The 19,364-nt window shown below is 32.6% G+C and carries 22 protein-coding genes; 20 read left to right on the forward strand and 2 right to left on the reverse strand.

Features of this window, described 5'->3' with window-relative positions; genetic code table 11:
- The first annotated feature begins 55 nt into the window (after positions 1–55).
- The 3 genes from ASF10_RS07365 to ASF10_RS07375 all read left to right on the forward strand — a co-directional run bounded on the left by ASF10_RS07365 (position 56) and on the right by ASF10_RS07375 (position 4,061).
- Positions 56–1,510 carry a glutamate synthase subunit beta gene (locus tag ASF10_RS07365; RefSeq protein ID WP_056247225.1) on the forward strand — a complete coding sequence of 485 codons (1,455 nt, stop codon included), beginning with the start codon at positions 56–58 and terminating at the stop codon, positions 1,508–1,510.
- Between the two features lie 530 nt (positions 1,511–2,040).
- Positions 2,041–3,264, forward strand: coding sequence for a diaminopimelate decarboxylase (lysA, locus tag ASF10_RS07370; RefSeq protein ID WP_056247227.1), 1,224 nt, complete (start codon positions 2,041–2,043; stop codon positions 3,262–3,264).
- Between the two features lie 200 nt (positions 3,265–3,464).
- On the forward strand, positions 3,465–4,061 hold the full coding sequence (locus ASF10_RS07375; RefSeq protein WP_056247229.1) for a DUF6934 family protein: 597 nt from the start codon (positions 3,465–3,467) through the stop codon (positions 4,059–4,061).
- A 525-nt stretch (positions 4,062–4,586) separates the two neighbouring features.
- On the opposite strand, the gene ASF10_RS07380 is transcribed toward ASF10_RS07375, so the two are convergent.
- Positions 4,587–4,892, reverse strand: a complete 306-nt coding sequence (locus tag ASF10_RS07380; protein WP_198529570.1) for a hypothetical protein — start codon at positions 4,890–4,892, stop codon at positions 4,587–4,589.
- A 277-nt stretch (positions 4,893–5,169) separates the two neighbouring features.
- Between ASF10_RS07380 and ASF10_RS07385 the strand changes: the two genes are divergently transcribed.
- The 17 genes from ASF10_RS07385 (at position 5,170) to ASF10_RS07465 (ending at position 17,796) form a co-directional block, all read left to right on the forward strand.
- Positions 5,170–5,484, forward strand: coding sequence for a GIY-YIG nuclease family protein (locus ASF10_RS07385; RefSeq protein WP_056247231.1), 315 nt, complete (start codon positions 5,170–5,172; stop codon positions 5,482–5,484).
- Between the two features lie 777 nt (positions 5,485–6,261).
- On the forward strand, positions 6,262–6,657 hold the full coding sequence (locus ASF10_RS07390) for a helix-turn-helix domain-containing protein (protein WP_056247233.1): 396 nt from the start codon (positions 6,262–6,264) through the stop codon (positions 6,655–6,657).
- 281 nt (positions 6,658–6,938) lie between these two features.
- Positions 6,939–7,388 (forward strand): hypothetical protein, encoded by a 450-nt coding sequence (locus tag ASF10_RS07395; protein ID WP_056247235.1) that lies wholly within the window; start codon positions 6,939–6,941, stop codon positions 7,386–7,388.
- A gap of 122 nt (positions 7,389–7,510) precedes the next feature.
- Positions 7,511–8,671: a DUF1624 domain-containing protein gene (locus ASF10_RS07400; protein WP_056247237.1), complete on the forward strand. Its 1,161-nt coding sequence runs from the start codon at positions 7,511–7,513 to the stop codon at positions 8,669–8,671.
- A 138-nt stretch (positions 8,672–8,809) separates the two neighbouring features.
- Positions 8,810–9,178: a hypothetical protein gene (locus ASF10_RS07405; protein WP_056247239.1), complete on the forward strand. Its 369-nt coding sequence runs from the start codon at positions 8,810–8,812 to the stop codon at positions 9,176–9,178.
- A gap of 135 nt (positions 9,179–9,313) precedes the next feature.
- Positions 9,314–9,709 carry a VOC family protein gene (locus ASF10_RS07410; RefSeq protein WP_056247241.1) on the forward strand — a complete coding sequence of 132 codons (396 nt, stop codon included), beginning with the start codon at positions 9,314–9,316 and terminating at the stop codon, positions 9,707–9,709.
- A 176-nt stretch (positions 9,710–9,885) separates the two neighbouring features.
- Positions 9,886–10,506: a hypothetical protein gene (locus ASF10_RS07415; RefSeq protein ID WP_056247244.1), complete on the forward strand. Its 621-nt coding sequence runs from the start codon at positions 9,886–9,888 to the stop codon at positions 10,504–10,506.
- 52 nt (positions 10,507–10,558) lie between these two features.
- The gene (locus ASF10_RS07420) at positions 10,559–11,269 is read left to right on the forward strand and encodes a hypothetical protein (protein ID WP_056247246.1); all 711 of its coding nucleotides are present in this window, start codon (positions 10,559–10,561) and stop codon (positions 11,267–11,269) included.
- A gap of 74 nt (positions 11,270–11,343) precedes the next feature.
- Positions 11,344–11,832 (forward strand): damage-inducible protein DinB, encoded by a 489-nt coding sequence (locus ASF10_RS07425; protein ID WP_056247248.1) that lies wholly within the window; start codon positions 11,344–11,346, stop codon positions 11,830–11,832.
- Positions 11,833–12,066: 234 nt separating this feature from the next.
- Entirely contained in the window at positions 12,067–13,254 is a 1,188-nt protein-coding gene (locus ASF10_RS07430; RefSeq protein ID WP_056247250.1) for a hypothetical protein, read from the forward strand.
- A 133-nt stretch (positions 13,255–13,387) separates the two neighbouring features.
- On the forward strand, positions 13,388–13,897 hold the full coding sequence (locus tag ASF10_RS07435; RefSeq protein WP_241774925.1) for a rhodanese-like domain-containing protein: 510 nt from the start codon (positions 13,388–13,390) through the stop codon (positions 13,895–13,897).
- Between the two features lie 63 nt (positions 13,898–13,960).
- A complete protein-coding gene (locus tag ASF10_RS07440) occupies positions 13,961–14,671 on the forward strand; it encodes a M949_RS01915 family surface polysaccharide biosynthesis protein (protein ID WP_056247310.1) in 711 nt (236 codons plus the stop codon).
- A gap of 181 nt (positions 14,672–14,852) precedes the next feature.
- On the forward strand, positions 14,853–15,179 hold the full coding sequence (locus ASF10_RS07445; protein WP_056247254.1) for an ArsR/SmtB family transcription factor: 327 nt from the start codon (positions 14,853–14,855) through the stop codon (positions 15,177–15,179).
- Positions 15,169–15,669: an SRPBCC family protein gene (locus ASF10_RS07450; RefSeq protein ID WP_056247256.1), complete on the forward strand. Its 501-nt coding sequence runs from the start codon at positions 15,169–15,171 to the stop codon at positions 15,667–15,669. Before ASF10_RS07445 ends, ASF10_RS07450 begins: the two co-directional genes overlap by 11 nt.
- Before the next feature lie 136 nt (positions 15,670–15,805).
- A complete protein-coding gene (locus ASF10_RS07455) occupies positions 15,806–16,678 on the forward strand; it encodes an alpha/beta hydrolase (protein ID WP_056247258.1) in 873 nt (290 codons plus the stop codon).
- A 33-nt stretch (positions 16,679–16,711) separates the two neighbouring features.
- Positions 16,712–17,398, forward strand: a complete 687-nt coding sequence (locus tag ASF10_RS07460; protein WP_056247260.1) for a GNAT family N-acetyltransferase — start codon at positions 16,712–16,714, stop codon at positions 17,396–17,398.
- A gap of 32 nt (positions 17,399–17,430) precedes the next feature.
- A complete protein-coding gene (locus tag ASF10_RS07465) occupies positions 17,431–17,796 on the forward strand; it encodes a hypothetical protein (RefSeq protein ID WP_056247261.1) in 366 nt (121 codons plus the stop codon).
- 10 nt (positions 17,797–17,806) lie between these two features.
- On the opposite strand, the gene ASF10_RS07470 is transcribed toward ASF10_RS07465, so the two are convergent.
- Positions 17,807–19,342, reverse strand: a complete 1,536-nt coding sequence (locus ASF10_RS07470; protein WP_056247264.1) for a YifB family Mg chelatase-like AAA ATPase — start codon at positions 19,340–19,342, stop codon at positions 17,807–17,809.
- Positions 19,343–19,364: the final 22 nt, after the last annotated feature.

Consider the following 19,364-nt stretch of genomic DNA (forward strand, 5'->3'; position numbering starts at 1 on the left):
TGCGGTTAAAAAAAATAGAACTTTATAATTATCATTTAGATTTAATTAAAATGTCATGGGTAAAATAGGCGGATTTAAAGAATATAACAGAGCCGACGAAAGTAATTTAGCAGTAGCAGAACGTGTTTCTAACTATAACGAATTTACCATTCCGTTAGCAAAAGATAAAATAAAAGAACAAGGTTCGAGATGTATGGATTGTGGTATTCCTTTTTGCCACAGTTCTTGTCCGTTAGGAAATTTAATTCCTGATTTCAACGACATGGTGCATCAGGAAGAATGGCAAAGTGCCTTAGAGATTTTACAATCTACTAATAACTTTCCGGAATTTACAGGTCGCTTATGCCCTGCTCCATGTGAGAAATCATGTGTATTAGGAATCATCAAAGAACCAGTTGCAATCGAAAACATCGAGAAAAACATCATCGAAAGAGGTTTTGCCGAAGGCTGGATCAAACCACAAGCGCCAAGAACCAGAACAGGAAAAACTGTAGCCGTTATTGGTTCAGGTCCTGCAGGTTTAGCAGCAGCTCAACAATTAAACAGAGCTGGTCACACAGTAACTGTTTTTGAAAGAGACAATGCAATTGGAGGTTTATTACGTTACGGAATTCCGAATTTTAAATTAGAAAAAGGAATAATCGACAGACGTGTAGCAATCCTTGAAGCTGAAGGAATCACTTTTAAAACAAACATAAATGTTGGTGTAAACTTTAGCGTAGACGAACTTAATTCTTTTGATTCTATCGTATTGTGCGGTGGAGCAACCGAAAGAAGAAGTTTACCAACTAAAGGTATCGAAAGCAAAGGCGTTGTTCAGGCAATGGATTTCCTTACGCAACAAACTAAAGTTTTATATGGAGAATCTATTCCGGATCAGGTTAAAGCAACCGGAAAAGATGTCATCGTAATTGGTGGTGGAGATACAGGTTCTGACTGCGTTGGAACATCAAACCGTCACGGAGCAAAATCGGTAACAAATTTTGAGATTTTGCCAAAACCTCCAGTCGGAAGAAGCGAATCTACGCCTTGGCCTTTCTGGCCTTTGCAGTTAAAAACTTCGTCTTCTCACGAAGAAGGTTGCGACAGAAACTGGTTAATCAATACGAAAGAATTTTTATCGAATGATAAAGGAGAATTAGTTGGATTAAAAACCGTTGAAGTACAATGGAAAATGACTCCGGGTCAACGTCCTGAATTAATCGAAAAAGAAGGTTCAGAGAAAATCTGGCCTTGCGATTTGGCTTTATTAGCTCTTGGATTTACAGGTCCTGAAAAAACATTAAGCGAGCAATTAGGTCTTGAAGTCGATTTTAGAAGCAATTATAAAGCAACTAATTATCAAACAAACGTTCCGCACATTTTCACTGCTGGTGATATGCGTCGCGGACAATCATTAATTGTATGGGCTATTTCAGAAGGTCGCGAAGCAGCAAGAGAAGTAGATTTGTTCTTAATGGGCTCTACTAACTTGCCAACCAAAGGAAACGGAGACTTACCGAGTCTTTAATTTTTGAGGTTCTGAGTGACTAAGATTCTAAGGAGCTAAGTTTTTCTCTTAATCTTATCATCTTAAGAACGTAAAGATTAAAAATTATAGTCTTTATTCCGATAAACAACACTACTACAAAAGCCCCTGATTTAATTCAGGGGCTTTTTTTATGCCATAGATTAAAAAAGATTTTTTCTGCCACGAATTTCACGAATTTTCACTAATTACAAATCGCATAAAATAGATTATCAAAATAAAAATTCGCGGAATTCGTGAAATTCGTGGCAGAAAAAAAAACAAATATAAATTTGAGCTAATGTTTTAGTCTGTACATATTAACAGATTTACGCGGTTTTTATTTATCTTTATTTTAAAATCTGTGTTCACCCGTTTGATCCGTATAATCCGTGGGCATATATTTTTTTATAAAAATTCAGAATAAGCAACTTTTTGTTTAAAATTAAACAATTTGTTATAATTTGTTATTTTTCTACAATTAATTTGTCGTTACTCAAAAGTGTAATAACTTTGCTCAAAATAGTTTAAAAATGCAAGCAAAAGATTTACTGCAGTTAGCAGACCAATTTGGAAGTCCATTATATGTTTATGATGCCGAAAAAATCCAATCTCAGTACAATAGGTTAACTAAAGCTTTCTCTAAGGTAGAAAACTTAAGAGTTAATTACGCCATGAAGGCATTGTCAAACGTTGCGATTCTTCAGTTATTAAAGAACATGGGGTCTGGTTTAGATACTGTATCAATTCAAGAAGTTTTATTAGGACTTCATGCTGGCTATGATCCTGACAAAATTTTCTTTACACCAAACGGAGTTTCTCTTGAAGAAATCGAAGAAGTTGCCGCAATGGGTGTACAAATCAATATTGATAACTTATCTATTCTGGAGCAATTCGGAACAAAATATCCACAAATTCCGGTATGTATTCGTATCAATCCGCACGTAATGGCGGGTGGAAATGCTAATATTTCCGTGGGACACATCGATAGTAAATTCGGAATCTCTGTTCACCAAATTCCGCATATCTTGCGAATTGTAGAGAATACTAAAATGAGTATTGTTGGTATTCATATGCACACAGGATCTGATATTTTAGATATCGAAGTATTCTTGTATGCTGCCGAAATCTTGTTCGATACCGCAAAACACTTCAAAGATCTTGAGTTTTTAGATTTCGGAAGCGGATTTAAAGTACCTTACAAAAAAGACGATATCGAAACCGACATCGAAGAATTAGGTAAAAAATTATCAAAAAGATTCAACTCTTTCTGTACAGAATATGGTAGAGATTTAACCTTGATTTTCGAACCGGGAAAATTCCTGGTGAGCGAAGCAGGTTTCTTCTTAGCAAAAGTAAACGTAGTAAAACAAACAACTTCAACAGTTTTTGCAGGAGTAGATAGTGGTTTTAACCACTTAATTCGTCCTATGTTTTACGGTTCACAACATTATATCGAAAACATCTCAAACCCAAAAGGAAAAGAGCGTTTTTACTCCGTTGTAGGTTACATTTGCGAAACTGATACTTTTGCCAATAACCGCAGAATTTCAGAAATTACAGAAGGTGATATTCTTGCCTTCAGAAACGCTGGAGCATATTGTTTCTCAATGGCATCGAACTACAATTCGAGATACAAACCAGCCGAAGTTTTATGGAAAGATGGAAAAGGAATCTTAATTCGTCAACACGAAACATTCGAAGATTTGCTTAAAAATCAAATTCCGTTGCCAGAAGAAGTTGCTGCAACAGTTTAAAAATAAAAAAAAAGAGAATATCTATTGAATCCCGTTTCTTAATTGAAGCGGGATTTTTTTTATCTCCTGTTTTTTCTTTTCCAAATAAAAAACTCTGTAAAGCATATTTGACTTTCTTATAGATTTTAAAAAATTATTTCTGTTGGAGATAAAATTTCATTATCAAAAAATATTATATTTGTAAGAAATTACACTTATAAATGAATTGTAACAAATATGAAATTTCTAAAGATGAATCCTCTACCATATATGATTTTATAAGTATTGGAGACAAAGGTAAATTTAGAAAAGTAATCTCTTTTTCACCTTCTCAAAATCCTTCTGTTTATGATCTTAGTTTTGGAGATTTAAAATACGATGTTCTCACAAGAATGTGTGCTGTCGATGATGAGGTAACAAATAATAACGGAGATATTAAAATTGTTTTAGCCACTGTAGCTAAAGCGGTGTACAATTTTACAGATTTAAATCCAGATATAACTTTGTTTTTTAGAAGTAGTGATACACGAAAAACACGTGTTTATAAAAGAGTAATCATGCTTAACCTTGATAAGCTATCAAAAAATTTTAATATATATGGTGCAAGAATAATTGATAATCAAATTAGAGATGAACCATTTGATTATAAAAAAGACTTTGATGGATTTTTAATTCAAAGAAAAAAAAATGAAACTACTAAAATAATTAAAGACTCAAAAATCGTTTTAAATCCATCTCTTAATGAATTTAGAAATATAAAGTTTAAGTCTGGAAATCGAGATGAAATCATCAAAATGGAGTTTAAACTGAGTTTTTAATTCTTTAATAATATATTGTAATCCCATTCATTTTGTTTGAATGAGATTTTTTTTGTTTTTTATTCTTTAGTCTGTCATGCTGAGCGATCCCGAGGCTTCGGGAGAGGCTCGCAAAGTTTATCACGCAACAAAGCAAATCGCCAATATTGAACGCGGATGACGCTGATTCGCTTTGCGAAAAACACGGATTAAAACGGATTTTTTCATGATCTTGCAACTGAATCTATTTGACGCAACAAACCCGACAGGTTTTTAAAACCTGTCGGGTTTACTAAATTTTAATGTTTTGGGCGTCTCCCTCCGGGTCGGGCTTTCGGCTATATCTTTTGTTCCGTTTCACTTCACAAAAGGATACCGCCTCTATCCCTGACGCAGAAATTGGTTATTATTTTATTTTAAATACTTAAACCACCGCTAGCGCGAGCGTCCCGCTCGTGAACACAATCTTAAGATACCAACAATACAAAAACTTCACAGGCACGAGCGAGACGCTCGCGCCAGCAAGTGCAGAAATTAGTTATTATTTTATTTTAAATACTTAAACCATTTGTCTTCCATAGATTTCTCTACATCAATATTGTGATAATTGGCAAATAATAAAATTTGCCCAAGAAGATCAGCTACTTCATTCGAAATATTTTTTTTCAATTCTTCCTGTGTCAAATTTCTATTTCTACCTCTAGATGTGTAAGAAAGATAATTTTGAGTTAATTCTCCTAATTCTTCCTGAAGTTTTAAAATATACCAATCATCATCTCTTTTTATATTACAGTTTTTTTCATACTGATCAGAAACCATAACAACTTTTTTTGTTATTTCATTTAAATTCATTCCTTTAGTTGTATTAAATTATTTAACCGATTTTCCGTTTATTTTTTTTTAATTTAAATAAAACAAAAAATAATCTTTCAAACATAGCGTCTCTTTCTTGTAAGCGTACCCAATTTTTCCAGCTTAGCAGAGTCGGATTCCCGTAAATTAAATCACACCAAATTTGTCATTCGACGAAGGAGAAAACCCCGTAAGAAACTCTATAAAGTATATTTCAAAAAAACCAAAATACAATAAAAATCCTACAAATAATATATCTTAGCCAAAAATTAATTAAATGCAATCACAAGAAGGCTATCATAATTACTACATATACATAATAACAAATAAATTTAAAACTGTTTTCTATACCGGAGTTACAAATAATTTGAGAATTCGTTTAAATCAACATACAGAAAACAAAACCAATAAAAACAAAACCTTTGCATCAAAGTATAATGTTACATTCTTGCTATATTACGAAAAATTTACTTGGATCCAAGAAGCAATTGCTCGTGAAAAAGAAGTAAAAGACTGGCGGAGAGAAAAGAAAATAGAATTGATAAAAACCATTAATCCAGATCTGGATTTTTTGAATTATTTGTTTGTGTGATTTTATAATAAAATTCCATATATGATTGCTAATCTTTGTAGAGTTTCTTGTGAGATTTCTCTTTAGGTTGAAAAGACATACTTTGTGGCTAAAAACTTTGTCAAGTATCACGCAATCTTGTCATTTCGAAGAATGAGAAATCCTCGTAAGAAGCTCTATAAAGTATATCGCATAAAGTTTAAAAACCAATTATTCCTATATATGATTGTAGAGTTTCTTRYGAGGATTTCTCCTTACGTCGAAAAGACATACTTTGTGGCTAAAAACTTTGCCAAGTATTACGCAATCTTGTCATTTCGAAGAATGAGAAATCCTCGTAAGAAGCTCTATAAAGTATATAACATAAAGTTTAAAAACCTATTATTCCTGTATAAGATTGCCAATCTTTGTAGAGTTTCTTGTGAAGATTTCTCTTTAGGTTGAAATGACATACTTTGTGGCTAAAAACTTTGCTAAAAACTTTGTCAAAGTATTACGCAATCTTGTAATTTCGAAGAATGAGAAAACCTCGCAAGAAGCTCTATAAAGTATATGACATAAAACTTGAAACAAATTATTTCTGTGTTAGATTAACAATCTTTGTAGAGTTTCTTGTGAGGATTTCTCCTTACGTCGAAATGACATACTTTGTGGTTAGCAAATCCAACTCAAATAACAAAAATTACTACATCATAAAAAAACAATACTTTTACTATAACCCAAACCCAGTACCTCACCAAAAAACTATGTTTTTTACCAACATCAATTTTGTAAAAGAATTTTAAATACCTTTGAAGTATGAGCACAGCAACTAAACCAAAACACATTGGCAGAAATATTAGCCGAATCAGAGAGCTTAAAGGTATGAAACAGGACGCCCTTGCTTATGCAATGGGATTAAGCCAGCAGACAATTTCCAGTATCGAAACAAGCGAAATTGTTGACAAAGAAAAGCTTGAAAAAATTGCTGAAATACTTGGAGTTACTGTAGAAGCAATTGAAAATTTTTCTGAAGAAGCCGTTTTCAATTTCTTTAATAACTTTTACGATAATAGTTCCATTAGTGGCGCTCAGGGAATTAATAATTCTTGCACATTCAATCCATTAGATAAAGTTGTAGAACTTTACGAGCGTTTGGTTCAGGCTGAAAAAGAAAAAAACGAATATTTAGAAAAATTATTAAAAGATAAATAACATTCTCTAAAAAGGAGTTTATTATAAAAATGCACAAATGTCATATCTGACTTTGTGCATTTTTTTGTCTTTTCGTCTGCTAGCGCGAGCCACCCACTCGTGCATGCAAAGTTTTAAATTTTCGTAGATTGTTGTTCACGAGTAAACCCGACAGGTTTTAAAAACCTGTCGGGTATAACAAACTCAAATCCCTACACTAATTACAAATCCATATTATTGGATTATTATTTTAATTCGTATTTTCGTCTGGTAAAATATTCCCAAACCAAACCCCAAAAACCATGAAAATTACGATTCCCCTGTCGGTATTATTTCTATTATTTACTACAACTATATTTAGTCAGACAATTGCTGATTTAAAACTAAAACCCAAGGAAATTCCAAAAGGCTACACACCTATCGACGGTCAGATTTGTGTAACGCCTCAGGCTTGCAATTTTTATACTGATATTGAGACTTACAGCAATATTGTTGGAACTTTAAAAAGTAAAGCAATCCAGAGTTATAGAAATAAAGCAGATCGAGGCTCTATTATGTATTTTGAATTTGAACACACCTTTAAAGGCGATCGATTTCTACAAGGATTATTGTGGGGAAAAGACGGTCAGCCCACAGAGGAGCATCCGGAAGAATATCTGGCAAAAGGTAAATTTTTGATCATCTGGAGTTTTCGTCCTGACAGCACAATTAAAGAAAAATCAGAAGCTAAAATAGAAGCCATTTTACAATAAAAACAAAATCATAAAAGCCAATAGCTGAAATTAAAACATAATTTCAAGAAGTATCTCGTCGCAGAAAGAATATAAAAGTAAAATATCAAAAACTATTTCTAATATATTTTAAACTTCAAAAAATGAAAAGAGAAAATTCAATTGATATAGTTCGCGGCATTGTCATGATTATTATGGCATTAGACCATGTTCGCGACTTGATGCATATAGATTCTATCGCACAAAGTCCAACGGATTTAAATACAACAACTCCTTTCTTATTTTTTACGCGCTGGATTACACATTTGTGCGCGCCAATATTTGTTTTTCTGGCAGGAACTTCAGTTTATCTTTCACTAAAAAGAAAAAACAATTTTACAGAGACAAGACAGCATTTAATCAAAAGAGGTTTGTGGTTGTTATTGCTCGAATTTACGGTTGTTAATTTTGGATTATTCTTTGATATTGGGTTTCACACACTTTTATTTCAGGTTATAGCCGCAATAGGTTTCGGGTTTATTATTTTAGGATTATTACTAAAAATTCAAGCGAAGCAATTAGGCATTATTGGTTTGATTATTATTTTTGGGCATAATCTTTTAGCTCTTATTCCGTTTACAGAAGGCTCGATTATCAAAACCGTTTTATCGCCATTTTTTAGTCCTGTAGTAATTCCGTTTGGCGATCGCGCATTTATAATGGGCTATCCTCCTATTCCGTGGCTAGGAATTATGCTAACCGGATTTGGTTTTGCACGTTATTTTGAAATGGCTTACGAACAACGAAAAAAGTTCTTTATAAAACTGGGTTTGGGTTCATTAGCAATATTTGCCATTCTTCGGTTTATAAATATTTACGGCGATCCGGTGCGATGGACAATTCAAAAAGATCCCGCTTTTACATTTATATCCTTTATGAATGTGACTAAATATCCGCCTTCGCTTTTGTATTGTTTGCCCACATTAGGCATTATGCTTTTGCTGCTTGCTTTTGCCGAACAGTTTAGTAACGGTTTTAAAAAAGTGACTATAGTTTACGGAAAAGTACCTTTATTTTACTTTGTTCTTCATTTTTACCTGATTCATATTCTAACGCTTGTCATGTTGTTTTTGCAAGGATTTAATTGGTCACAATTAGAATTTGCAACCGGATCTTTTGGCAGACCAAAAGGAGTGGAAAGCGGTTTACCACTTTGGGCAATTTATTTCATCTGGATCATCGTAATCGTTTCACTTTACAAACCTTGCATTTGGTTTGGAGAATATAAAGCCAAAAATAAACATTGGTGGCTGCGATATATTTAAAGTCAATTAAATACCGAATTCTATTTTGCGAATCCGTTCCAACTTCGTGACAACGATAACAAAAATCGTTTTTTAAATCCATGTTAATTAAAGCTTCATTTTTAATTCGTAATTTCGTCAAAGCAAAAAAACATACAAATGAAACCTCAAATCAGAATCTTATTTTATTCGATACTCTTTTTTTTATACCTGTCTACAACTTCATTATTACTCACACTTGGAGAAATGCTAAAGGCTGATCCTTATATCGTTTTAGGTTGTGGTTTTGCCATTTTAAACTTGATTTATGCTTTCTTCGCGCTAAAATGGACAACTTTATTAAATATAATTTGTTCTATTGTTATTGCGGCTTTAAGTTTATTTCTAGCAGTGAAGTTTACCAATTTACACTTTTTTATAAACTACGATCCTTATCAGGTTAAAACGGCAATATTTGCAAATGCTGTTTTCTCGATTATCTTTTGGGAAATTATCTATCAGGTAAAAAACAGGAAACAGACAAAATAAAATATCCCAAGTTCTAGATGTATCCCCGTTAGTCTATAAAGCGTTCATTTCTATATTTTTAAATTTAAAATTCATAAATTTATTACACGATTATTTTATCATCGTAATTAAATTCTAATTTTAAAATGAATCTTTATGGAAACGAAAAAAATCTGGGCAAATCTTGGCGTAGAAAACCTAGAACGCACAACGAAATTCTATACCGAATTAGGGTTTAAACAAAACGGTCACAATGCATCTAACGAACTAACGAGTTTTCTTTTTGGCGATGATAATTTTATAATTCATTTTTTTATAAAAGAAAGATTTAAATGGGCTGTTAATGATGAAATGGCAGATTTGAAACTAGGAAACGAAATCATATTTTCACTTTCGGCAGATAGCAAAGATCAGGTAGATCAATGGTTAACAATCGTTAAAAAAGCTGGCGGAACTATTTTTGCTGAACCGCAAGAATATGGAAAAGGATATTTCTTTGGGTTTTCTGATCCGGATGGTCATAAATTTAATTTTTTATATTGGCCAAAATAATATTCCTGATTAAATCCCTGAATTCTAAAAATCTGATTCTGAGAACATAAGTTTTCTTTAATTAAAAAAACACAAAACTCTTTAAAATTTATAAGTATTTATTTATATTTTTAGCAAAAGATTTTACAATAAACACAATCTTTAACTGAAATAACCACTAAAAAATAAATTATAAAATGGAGAATTTTAAAGAAATTAGTCTAAACGATGCGAATCAATTAATCAACGAAAACAACTCAGTATTTAAGGATGATCTTATTAGTGAGTTAAAAGGATTTTACGAAGTAGCAGGTAAAATTGTTTTGTATTCAGGTGAAACTAATTTAGAAAACTTAACCGTAGGAAACGATATTGTCCTTGTAAACGGTGATCTTAATGTTGCTAACATCATTGAGGATTGCCACCAGGTAGATTCGTCTATGTTTATTGTTTTAGGAAATGTAAATTGCAAGAGCTTAATTACGCTGTCGAGCATGTATATTACGGGTGACTTAAACGTTGCAAATGTAATTTTAGGAGATTCTCTTTGTGACTATGTTTTAAATGTTGGTGGAAATATCGTAACGAAAACAATATTAGATTATGGTCATTGCATTATAGCAGAGAAAAAAATTACGGTTACAGATGTTTTCTCCTTTAACTCAATTGAAGATGAAAATGGAGCGATCGAAGAAAACATGGAATCTGATGAATTAGTAGATGAAATTACAGAACTTGATGATGATGAGAAAATGAAAGATTTAAGCAAAACAATTGATTATATAAAAAGCGGCGGTGAAATATTTAAAGTAGCCTAACAAATCAACAACCGATTTTTGAGAAATCGTAAAGTTTAAAAATAAAAATCTGATGAAAAAATGTTTCCTGGTTGCTTTATTATTTTGTTTTCAGTTTTCGTTTTCACAAAATACCGATCTTTTAAAGTCGGTTTTAAAACAGCTTAAGATAAAGGAAAGCGAAATAAATCAGGAACTTTTTACTCAGAAAGTGTTACCATATGATAAAGGTAAAAGCGTTTTTGTAATTGCCAAATACGCATCAGAAGTTTCTGTTGATTATTTTGTACTGGATGCTTACATACTCGTAATCGATAATGCGACCGGAAAAATAATCAACAAATTTATTGAACCAAATGCCTGGACATCTGATGCTGTAATGTTAAGCAGTATTACGATCGATACGGGATTATATATTTTAAATAAAACAACAAGAGCTTTTGGAGTTCGGGTAGATTATACCGGCAGTAGCCGACCTAATCCGTACAGCGAAAGTGAGTTATCGCTGTATATTGCAAATAAAAATTCGCTCAAGCAAGTACTCAAAAATTATACAATTTCGCGATCTAACGGCGAATGGGATACGAATTGCGCCGGAGAATTTGAAGACAACATTTCGACTATTGATATCGACAAGATAATGACTAACAATTTTTATAATATCATTATTAAAACTAAAACTGTCAATACTAAAAATATCCCCACAAACGATGATTGCATCGCTAAGGAAAGTATTAAAAGAAAAACTTCAAAATTAATTTTTAATGGAAAAGAGTATAAATAAATATGATGCTCTTGAAAAGTTCTATTATTTTGAAGATGACTATTGTGTTTTAAATCAATAATTTGCCACAAAACATGACTAAAATTTACAGACAAGGCGCCATTGGAGGTTTACTTGACGAATACGAAAGAGCAATTTTAGATTTAAGTCAAACAATTTCAGACATTAACGACAAAGAACTTTCTACAATCGTTGATACAACTACTCAGGATTCAGGTTGCGAATCGGTTCAGTCGATATTGGCCCATGTTGTATGTTCAGGATATGCGTACGCATTATATATTAGGCAATTATTTGGTGACCAGACTGATTTTAGGGATGATGTTTTTAGAAACACAACATCTGATTATCAAAAAGATCTGGCAGACTTTTTTATTTATACAGAAGATACTTTTAAAAATATTGCAGACAATCAACTGGAGGAATCTGATAACGCAAAAAAAATAGTTACTTCATGGGGACAGGTTTATGATATCGAACAAATAATGGAACATGCCATTGTACATGTTTTACGCCATAGACGACAAATTGAAAAATTTAAAATACAATTGCGGGAAAAATAATATTTTTACAAAAACAAATTTCACATTCTGCCCAACTTTCTTATAAAAACTAAATTTCTAATCTAGCCCCGATAGAGCCGTTATCCTCGCAGTGAAACGGAGAGATATAGGCGAAAGCGGGAAAAAAGGTTTTTATAAAAACAGTGATTTCTGCTTCTTAAATTAAAAATATATTTGATCTGAATTCATCTAAAACAAATATATTTACAGCTTGAAAATCAATTGGTCTTTAGAATGAAAAAAATTACTTTACTGCTTTCTATATTATTTTTGGCACTTGGCTCATGCGGTGTAAAAACAACTCAATCGTTGCTAAGCGACGGCAATTATGATGGTGCCATTGATCGCGCCGTGGAAGCTTTGCGAACCAAAAAAGATTCTAAAGGAAAACAAGATTATGTGTTTTTGCTCGAAGAGGCTTTTGCAAAAGCAAAAGACAGGGATTTGCGCAATCTTGACTTAATGATTAAAGAAGCGAATCCGGCTAACGCTGAGCGTATTTATAACACGTATTTACAACTAAACAACCGCCAGGAAAAAATCAGGCCTTTATTGCCTTTGCCGTTATTGAAGCAAGGAAAAAATGCATCTTTTGCATTTGATAATTACACAGATCAGATTGTGAGCAGCAAAAATGCGCTTTCTAAATATTTATATGAAAATGCTACGGCACTTTTAAAATCAAATAATAAACTGGATTTCAGAAAAGCATATGATGATTTTTTCTATCTGGAAAGTATCAATCCAAATTATAAGAATACAAAAAAACTAATGGATGATGCGCAGTTTAAAGGAACTGATTTTGTAGATGTTTATGCCAAAAACCAAACCAATATGGTGATTCCGAAGCAACTTCAGGATGATTTACTGGATTTTAAAACCTACGGATTAAACGATAAATGGACGGTTTATCATAGTGTGAGACAAAAAAATGTTACCTACGATTACAGCTTAATTATCAATTTTAGACAAATTAATATCTCGCCGGAACAAATTAAGGAGAAAGAATTTATTAAGGAAAGACAGATTAAAGATGGTGTAAAAACACTGTTGGACAGTCGCGGAAGACCTGTAAAAGATAGTTTGGGCAAGGAAATTAAAGTAGATAATTACAGAACGCTTCGTGCCAATATTTACGAATTCAGACAATATAAAGCTTGTCAGGTTACGGCACAAGTAGATTATGTAGAGGTAAAAACGAATCAGTTATTACAATCGTTTCCCGTAACAAGCGAATTTATTTTCGAAAATATTTACTCGACTTATAAAGGAGACAGAAATGCTTGCGAAGATAGTTACACGACGTATTTTAATAAACGTGCTGTGCCTTTCCCAAACAACGAACAAATGGTTTTTGATACTGGCGAAGACCTGAAAGCAAGGCTTAAAGATATTATTGTCAGGAATAAATTTAGGGGATAAATGATGATTTAAGGGACAAAAAACTAAACTATAAATTTGATAAAAAATGAAAAAGATAAGAATTATAATTTTAGTTACCTGTTGTTTTTCAACCCTCTTTATTTATTCTCAAACAACTAAAAACAAAACAACTATGACGGAAGAAAAGCAATATCCAAAAGCATTAGTTGATTATGATGATTTTAAAAATCTTGTTTTAGAAATCGAAAAAGAACGGGAAAATCATTTATTAAGTCTTGATGCTTTTCTTAAAATGAGCCACGAAAAAAATACTGTTGTTTTAGACAGCCGTTCTGATTTTCGTTATAATCGTAAACATTTAAAAGGCGCAATTCATCTTGATTTTACTGATTTTACACAAGAAAATCTTTATAAATTAATTCCTGATCCTAACACTCGGATATTAATTTATTGCAATAATAATTTTGATGGCGATCCAATAGATTTTGCTTCTAAAATGTCTTTTCCTAAAAATGCTCCTGAAACACAAATATTAGCCAATAGAAAACCTATTATGCTTGCGCTCAATATTCCAACACACATTAATCTTTACGGATATGGGTATAAAAATGTTTATGAACTGGACGAACTGGTACATATAAATGATGCCCGAATAAAATTTGAAGGAACTGAAGTGAAATAAATCATTTTACAGAATAAAACTTATCTATAACCAAACTTTAAAAGAATGCCAGAGAAAATCCAAATCAAAAATACCGCAATCTTATTATTCCTTATTTTGATGTTTACAGGTTGCAAACCAGAAAAAAAAGAAGCACCCGAAGTACTTGAAAACACAGAATCAAATGTCTCTAAAAATGAAGCTTTGGTGGTAAACAAAATAGATTCGACACAATTTCCTAAAACTATAAAATACGAAGGTTTTATTAAAAATGCAGTTCGGTGGAAAGATAAATTGGGCGATAATATTGTAATCACAACGGAAACAGGAATTTATACCAGCAAAAAATTCAAACATGAAGCTGAAGACAGCAGCGATGCTGAACTATTTGCTTATCATTATATAATATCGAATAATGAAGTGAAACAAACCTGGAAAGTTTATGACTATATTTCTGATTGTCCGGTTGATATTGTGGCATCATTTGTAAAAAATACTTTTAAAGTTACTGACTTAGATAATAACGGAATCGCTGAAGTTTGGTTAATGTATAAAACCGTTTGTCATGGCGATGTAAGCCCTTCTAACATGAAAATAATTATGTATGAAGGAAATAATAAATATGCCATGCGCGGAGAAAATAAAGTTCAGGTTGGAAGCGATGAAAACGATAAGAAATCATTTATAGGCGGCAAATTTAAAATGGACGAAAACTTTAAAAAAGCACCAAAAACTTTTAAAGATTATGCTGAAAATTTATGGAATGATAACTTAATGGAAACTTGGGAAAACTAGAAAACTAACTAAGCATATTTGAAGATCCAGCCTTTAAAAATTTACCCTAATACAAAGACGTACAAAAAACTGTACGTCTTTTTTTTATCTTAAACTTAAAAAAAATCAAAAAAAATATTATGAATACAAAAGGTTACGTATATTTGCAACTGATTGGTTGCTAATAAAAATTAAATCAAAAATGAAACGAGATATATTTCAAGCTATTGCTGATCCAACCAGAAGAGCAATTTTAGTATTAGTTGCTACAAATGCATTGACACCTAATACTATTGCAGAGCAATTTAATACGACAAGACAAGCCGTTTCGAAACATATTAAAATTCTAAATGAATGTGAATTATTAGAGGAAAAAAAAGTAGGAAGAGAAATCTATTACCAGCTAAAAATTGACAAAATGAAAGAAATAGACAAATGGTTAGCGCAATTTAAAGAAATTTGGGAAAACCGTTTTAGTCAACTCGATCAAGTATTAATGAATCTAAAATCTAAAGAAAATGAAATCTAATCTATTAATGAATTTTACTGTAGACAAAGAAACAAGTACGGTAAATGTAAAACGGGAGTTTAATGCTTCCCTTTTAAATGTGTGGTCAGCATGGACAGAAGCTGAAATATTAGACCAATGGTGGGCTCCTGCCCCATGGAAATCCAAAACAAAGAGAATGGAATTTAAAGTAGGCGGTCAGAGACTCTATGCCATGCTGGGTCCGGAAGGCGAAGAACATTGGGCATTGGCTGATTTTACTTCTATTTCTCCAAAAACTAATTTTAAATATTTAGATGCTTTTTGCGATAGCGAAGGCAATTTAAACAATGATTTACCTCGCTCTGACTGGGATGTGAGTTTTTCTGAACAAGAAAATTCTACTATTGTAGATATTGCCATCAAACATGAAAACCTTTCAGATTTAGAAAAAATAATCGAAATGGGTTTCAAAGAAGGTTTTACAATCGCAATGCAGGGTTTGGACGAAATTTTTGCTTCTCGAAAATAATATTTTCTATCCTATTATTGATACAATCCCGTTCGTCTTGTGGCAAACGGGATTTTTTTTCAAGTTTAATTCGTATTTTCGTTATTCAAAAAAAGTGCTTTCAAAAACTATAATGTGCTTAATTTAATACCACAAAATGAATAATTTTAAAATACTTACAATCCTGTTTTTTACTTCAGCTTTAATTTTTAGCCAAACCAATAAATCGAAAACAAAAGAAACAAGCAAACCTTTTGTATTGGGTGTTATCGACGAAATACAATCGAAAGAACTGGGAGAAAAAAGAATCCTGAATATTTATCTGCCGGAAGGTTACAAACCAGAAGAGGCTACAAAATATCCTGTAATTTATTTATTGGATGGCTCTGCAAACGAGGACTTTATACATATTACCGGATTGGTGCAATTTAATAGTTTTGAGTGGATCAATCAGGTTCCTAAATCTATCGTTGTGGGAATTGCAACAGTTGATCGCAGAAGGGATTTTACATTTCCTACAACGATCGAAAAGGACCAAAAACGTTTTGCATCTTCAGGACATTCAGATAAATTTATTGCTTTTATCGAAAAAGAATTACAGCCTTTTATTGATAAAAAATATAAAACAAACAACTCTAAAACAATCATAGGGCAATCATTAGGAGGATTACTGGAAACAGAAATTTTGTTAAAAAAACCAACTCTATTTAATAAATATGTCATTGTAAGTCCAAGCATCTGGTGGAATAATGGTTCTATACTAAATCAGGACAGCATTATTTTTCAGGAAGGTTTTAACCAGCAAACTGATATTTATATTGCAGTGGGCAAAGAAGGTCTTACTCCAACAGAAATTCCCAGAGTAATGGAAGTTGATGCTAATTTGCTTGCCGAAAAAATTCAGGCAACAAAAAGTAAAAGCATAAAAGTATATTTTGACTATTTTCCAAAAGAAAATCATGGTACAATTTTACATCCTGCAGTTTCAAATTCTTTTAAATTCTTTTATCCAATACAAGAAAAAGAATAAAAAGATTTACGATGATTGATAAAAATTACTCGAATGAAAAATACAGAAGAATACAAATTAGATAATCCAGTATGGAATTCTTTATCAGAAAGTCATGCTGAATTTGTAATTGATTATAACGGAACTCAATTTTATGATCCTAATTATTGTCCGTTTGGTGGTTTTGTAAAACCAGAAAGCACTTTAGACGCCATAAATCAATATTCGGCATTAGCAGAAAGCTTTTTTATTGTGGGAGAAAAACCTGAAATAGCTGATTCGTTAAAAATTGTAAAAGAATTAGTTTGCCTTCAAATGATTATTTACAATAAAATAGACCAACCAATAACTGAAGAAATCATAAAGCTAACTGAAGAACATATTGATGAATTGCTTCATTTGGTTAATTTGGTACAGCCGGGATATTTTAAAAACAAAACTCCGTCATTGGGCAATTATTACGGAATTTTCAAAGACAATCAGTTAGTCGCTATAACAGGCGAACGAATGAAAATGAATGATTTTACCGAAGTCAGTGCTATTATTACGCATCCCGATCATACCGGAAAAGGTTATGCCAAACAATTGATTACACAAGTTGTAAACAGAATTTTTGACGAGAATATAACGCCATATTTACATGTAGTCGAAAGTAATATTGGTGCAATTGCCCTTTATGAAAAACTAGGTTTTGTGACAAGAAGAAAAATTAATTTTTGGAATATATCTAAAAATCACTAATTTTATCCTATAACTCTAATAACCATATTATTATGAAAAAAATATTTTTAATCCTTATCTGTTTAATTGGATCGTTGGTAAAGGCACAAACCTCTAAAGAACTTATTGGAAAATGGCAATTAGTAAAATGGGAAAAAAAGGGTAAGGAAAAAGACATTAAAGATTATTTTAAAACAGATCAGGTTTTTCAGGTTTTTAGAGAAAACGGAGATTTTGAAAGTCTTGTTGGAGCTGAATCACACAAAGCCAAATGGAAATTATCTCAGGATAATTCTGAACTTACTATTATCGCCGTGTTATTGCCAATAAAATTTACAATAGATTATTTTGATACTACAAAACGTATTATTACAACGCCCCAAATGGGAACTCTTGAATATAAAAAAGTGAGTGAATAAAGTCTTCAAATTAGCCCAACCAGCCATCGCGGTCGAGACTTCTATATTGAATTGCTTCAGCGATATGTTGTGAGATTACGCTGGGTGCATCATCCAGATCTGCTATTGTGCGGGCAACTTTCAGGATTCTGTCATAGGCGCGTGCAGAAAGATTCAATCGTTCCATCGCCGTTTTTAATAATTCTTTTGATTGATCGTCGAGCGCACAATATTCTCTAATTAATTTACTGCTCATTTGTGCATTATAATGTATGTTTTCCATTTCTTCAAAACGCTTAGTCTGGATTTCGCGTGCTGCGGTAACCCGCTTTCTAATTTCAACACTACTTTCGGCTTTTCGATCATCAGATAATTTTTCGAAAGGAACCGGCGTAACTTCAATATGAATGTCAATCCTGTCTAATAAAGGTCCGGAAATCTTGCTTAAATAACGCTGCATTTCGTGTGGCGAAGACGTATTGGGCATACTTGGATCATTAAAAAAACCACTTGGACTTGGGTTCATACTCGCCACCAACATAAACGATGACGGATAAGTTACCGTAAATTTAGCACGCGAAATAGTTACTTCTCTATCTTCCAGCGGCTGACGCATAACTTCCAAAACATCACGCTTAAATTCAGGCAATTCGTCGAGAAACAAAACGCCGTTGTGCGCCATCGAAATTTCGCCTGGTTGCGGATAACTTCCTCCGCCAACAAGTGCAACATTCGAAATAGTATGATGCGGACTGCGAAATGGCCGCTGATTCATTAAACCTACTTCTTTTAATTTTCCGGCAACGCTATGAATTTTAGTCGTTTCTAATGCTTCACGCAAAGTCATTGGCGGCAAAATACTGGGAACACGTTTGGCAAGCATCGTTTTTCCTGCTCCGGGCGGACCAATCAAAATAATATTGTGTCCTCCGGCAGCGGCAATTTCCATACAGCGCTTTATACTTTCCTGTCCGCGAACATCAGAAAAATCGAATTCAGGAAAATCTAACGTTTTATAAAATTCAGCTCTTGTATCAATAACCGTAGGTTCAAGAGTTCCTTTTCCGGCAAAAAAGTTAATTACATCTTGCACATTTTCGACTCCGTATACATTTAATCCCGCAACAATAGCCGCTTCTTTTACGTTTTGAATGGGCAAAAAGAAACCTTTATATCCTTCTTCCTTCGCTTTTATGGCAATTGGTAATGCGCCGCGAATGGGTTGCAGACTTCCGTCAAGAGAAAGCTCACCCATAATAACATAATTTTCAATTTCTGGAGCTTTTATCTGGTCAGAAGCTACTAAAATTCCCATTGCTAATGGTAAATCATACGCAGAACCTTCTTTTCGTAAGTCAGCAGGCGCCATATTAATCGTTATTTTTTTGCCCGGCAAACTGTATCCATTATTTTTAAGAGCAGCAGCAATTCGGTAACTGCTTTCTTTTATAGCATTATCCGGCAATCCAACTAAGTGATAACCAATCCCTTTATCCATATGAACTTCTACAGTAATTGTAGTGGCTTCAACTCCAAAAACTGCACTTCCGTAAACTTTTACTAACATAAAATCTCTTCATTAAATATCT

The sequence above is a fragment of the Flavobacterium sp. Leaf82 genome (genome assembly GCF_001422725.1).
In the GTDB taxonomy this organism is placed as follows: domain Bacteria; phylum Bacteroidota; class Bacteroidia; order Flavobacteriales; family Flavobacteriaceae; genus Flavobacterium.

Bases quoted from the DNA above. Each gene is read 5' to 3' on its own strand.
- lysA (WP_056247227.1), top strand. From the start codon at position 2,041: ATGCAAGCAAAAGATTTACTGCAGTTAGCAGACCAATTTGGAAGTCCA.
- ASF10_RS07415 (WP_056247244.1), top strand. From the start codon at position 9,886: ATGGAGAATTTTAAAGAAATTAGTCTAAACGATGCGAATCAATTAATC.
- ASF10_RS07420 (WP_056247246.1), top strand. From the start codon at position 10,559: ATGAAAAAATGTTTCCTGGTTGCTTTATTATTTTGTTTTCAGTTTTCG.
- ASF10_RS07460 (WP_056247260.1), top strand. From the start codon at position 16,712: ATGAAAAATACAGAAGAATACAAATTAGATAATCCAGTATGGAATTCT.
- ASF10_RS07380 (WP_198529570.1), bottom strand. From the start codon at position 4,892: ATGAATTTAAATGAAATAACAAAAAAAGTTGTTATGGTTTCTGATCAG.
- ASF10_RS07375 (WP_056247229.1), top strand. From the start codon at position 3,465: ATGAATTGTAACAAATATGAAATTTCTAAAGATGAATCCTCTACCATA.
- ASF10_RS07390 (WP_056247233.1), top strand. From the start codon at position 6,262: ATGAGCACAGCAACTAAACCAAAACACATTGGCAGAAATATTAGCCGA.
- ASF10_RS07400 (WP_056247237.1), top strand. From the start codon at position 7,511: ATGAAAAGAGAAAATTCAATTGATATAGTTCGCGGCATTGTCATGATT.
- ASF10_RS07385 (WP_056247231.1), top strand. From the start codon at position 5,170: ATGCAATCACAAGAAGGCTATCATAATTACTACATATACATAATAACA.
- ASF10_RS07430 (WP_056247250.1), top strand. From the start codon at position 12,067: ATGAAAAAAATTACTTTACTGCTTTCTATATTATTTTTGGCACTTGGC.
- ASF10_RS07410 (WP_056247241.1), top strand. From the start codon at position 9,314: ATGGAAACGAAAAAAATCTGGGCAAATCTTGGCGTAGAAAACCTAGAA.
- ASF10_RS07395 (WP_056247235.1), top strand. From the start codon at position 6,939: ATGAAAATTACGATTCCCCTGTCGGTATTATTTCTATTATTTACTACA.
- ASF10_RS07465 (WP_056247261.1), top strand. From the start codon at position 17,431: ATGAAAAAAATATTTTTAATCCTTATCTGTTTAATTGGATCGTTGGTA.
- ASF10_RS07405 (WP_056247239.1), top strand. From the start codon at position 8,810: ATGAAACCTCAAATCAGAATCTTATTTTATTCGATACTCTTTTTTTTA.
- ASF10_RS07450 (WP_056247256.1), top strand. From the start codon at position 15,169: ATGAAATCTAATCTATTAATGAATTTTACTGTAGACAAAGAAACAAGT.
- ASF10_RS07425 (WP_056247248.1), top strand. From the start codon at position 11,344: ATGACTAAAATTTACAGACAAGGCGCCATTGGAGGTTTACTTGACGAA.
- ASF10_RS07365 (WP_056247225.1), top strand. From the start codon at position 56: ATGGGTAAAATAGGCGGATTTAAAGAATATAACAGAGCCGACGAAAGT.
- ASF10_RS07435 (WP_241774925.1), top strand. From the start codon at position 13,388: ATGACGGAAGAAAAGCAATATCCAAAAGCATTAGTTGATTATGATGAT.
- ASF10_RS07455 (WP_056247258.1), top strand. From the start codon at position 15,806: ATGAATAATTTTAAAATACTTACAATCCTGTTTTTTACTTCAGCTTTA.
- ASF10_RS07445 (WP_056247254.1), top strand. From the start codon at position 14,853: ATGAAACGAGATATATTTCAAGCTATTGCTGATCCAACCAGAAGAGCA.
- ASF10_RS07470 (WP_056247264.1), bottom strand. From the start codon at position 19,342: ATGTTAGTAAAAGTTTACGGAAGTGCAGTTTTTGGAGTTGAAGCCACT.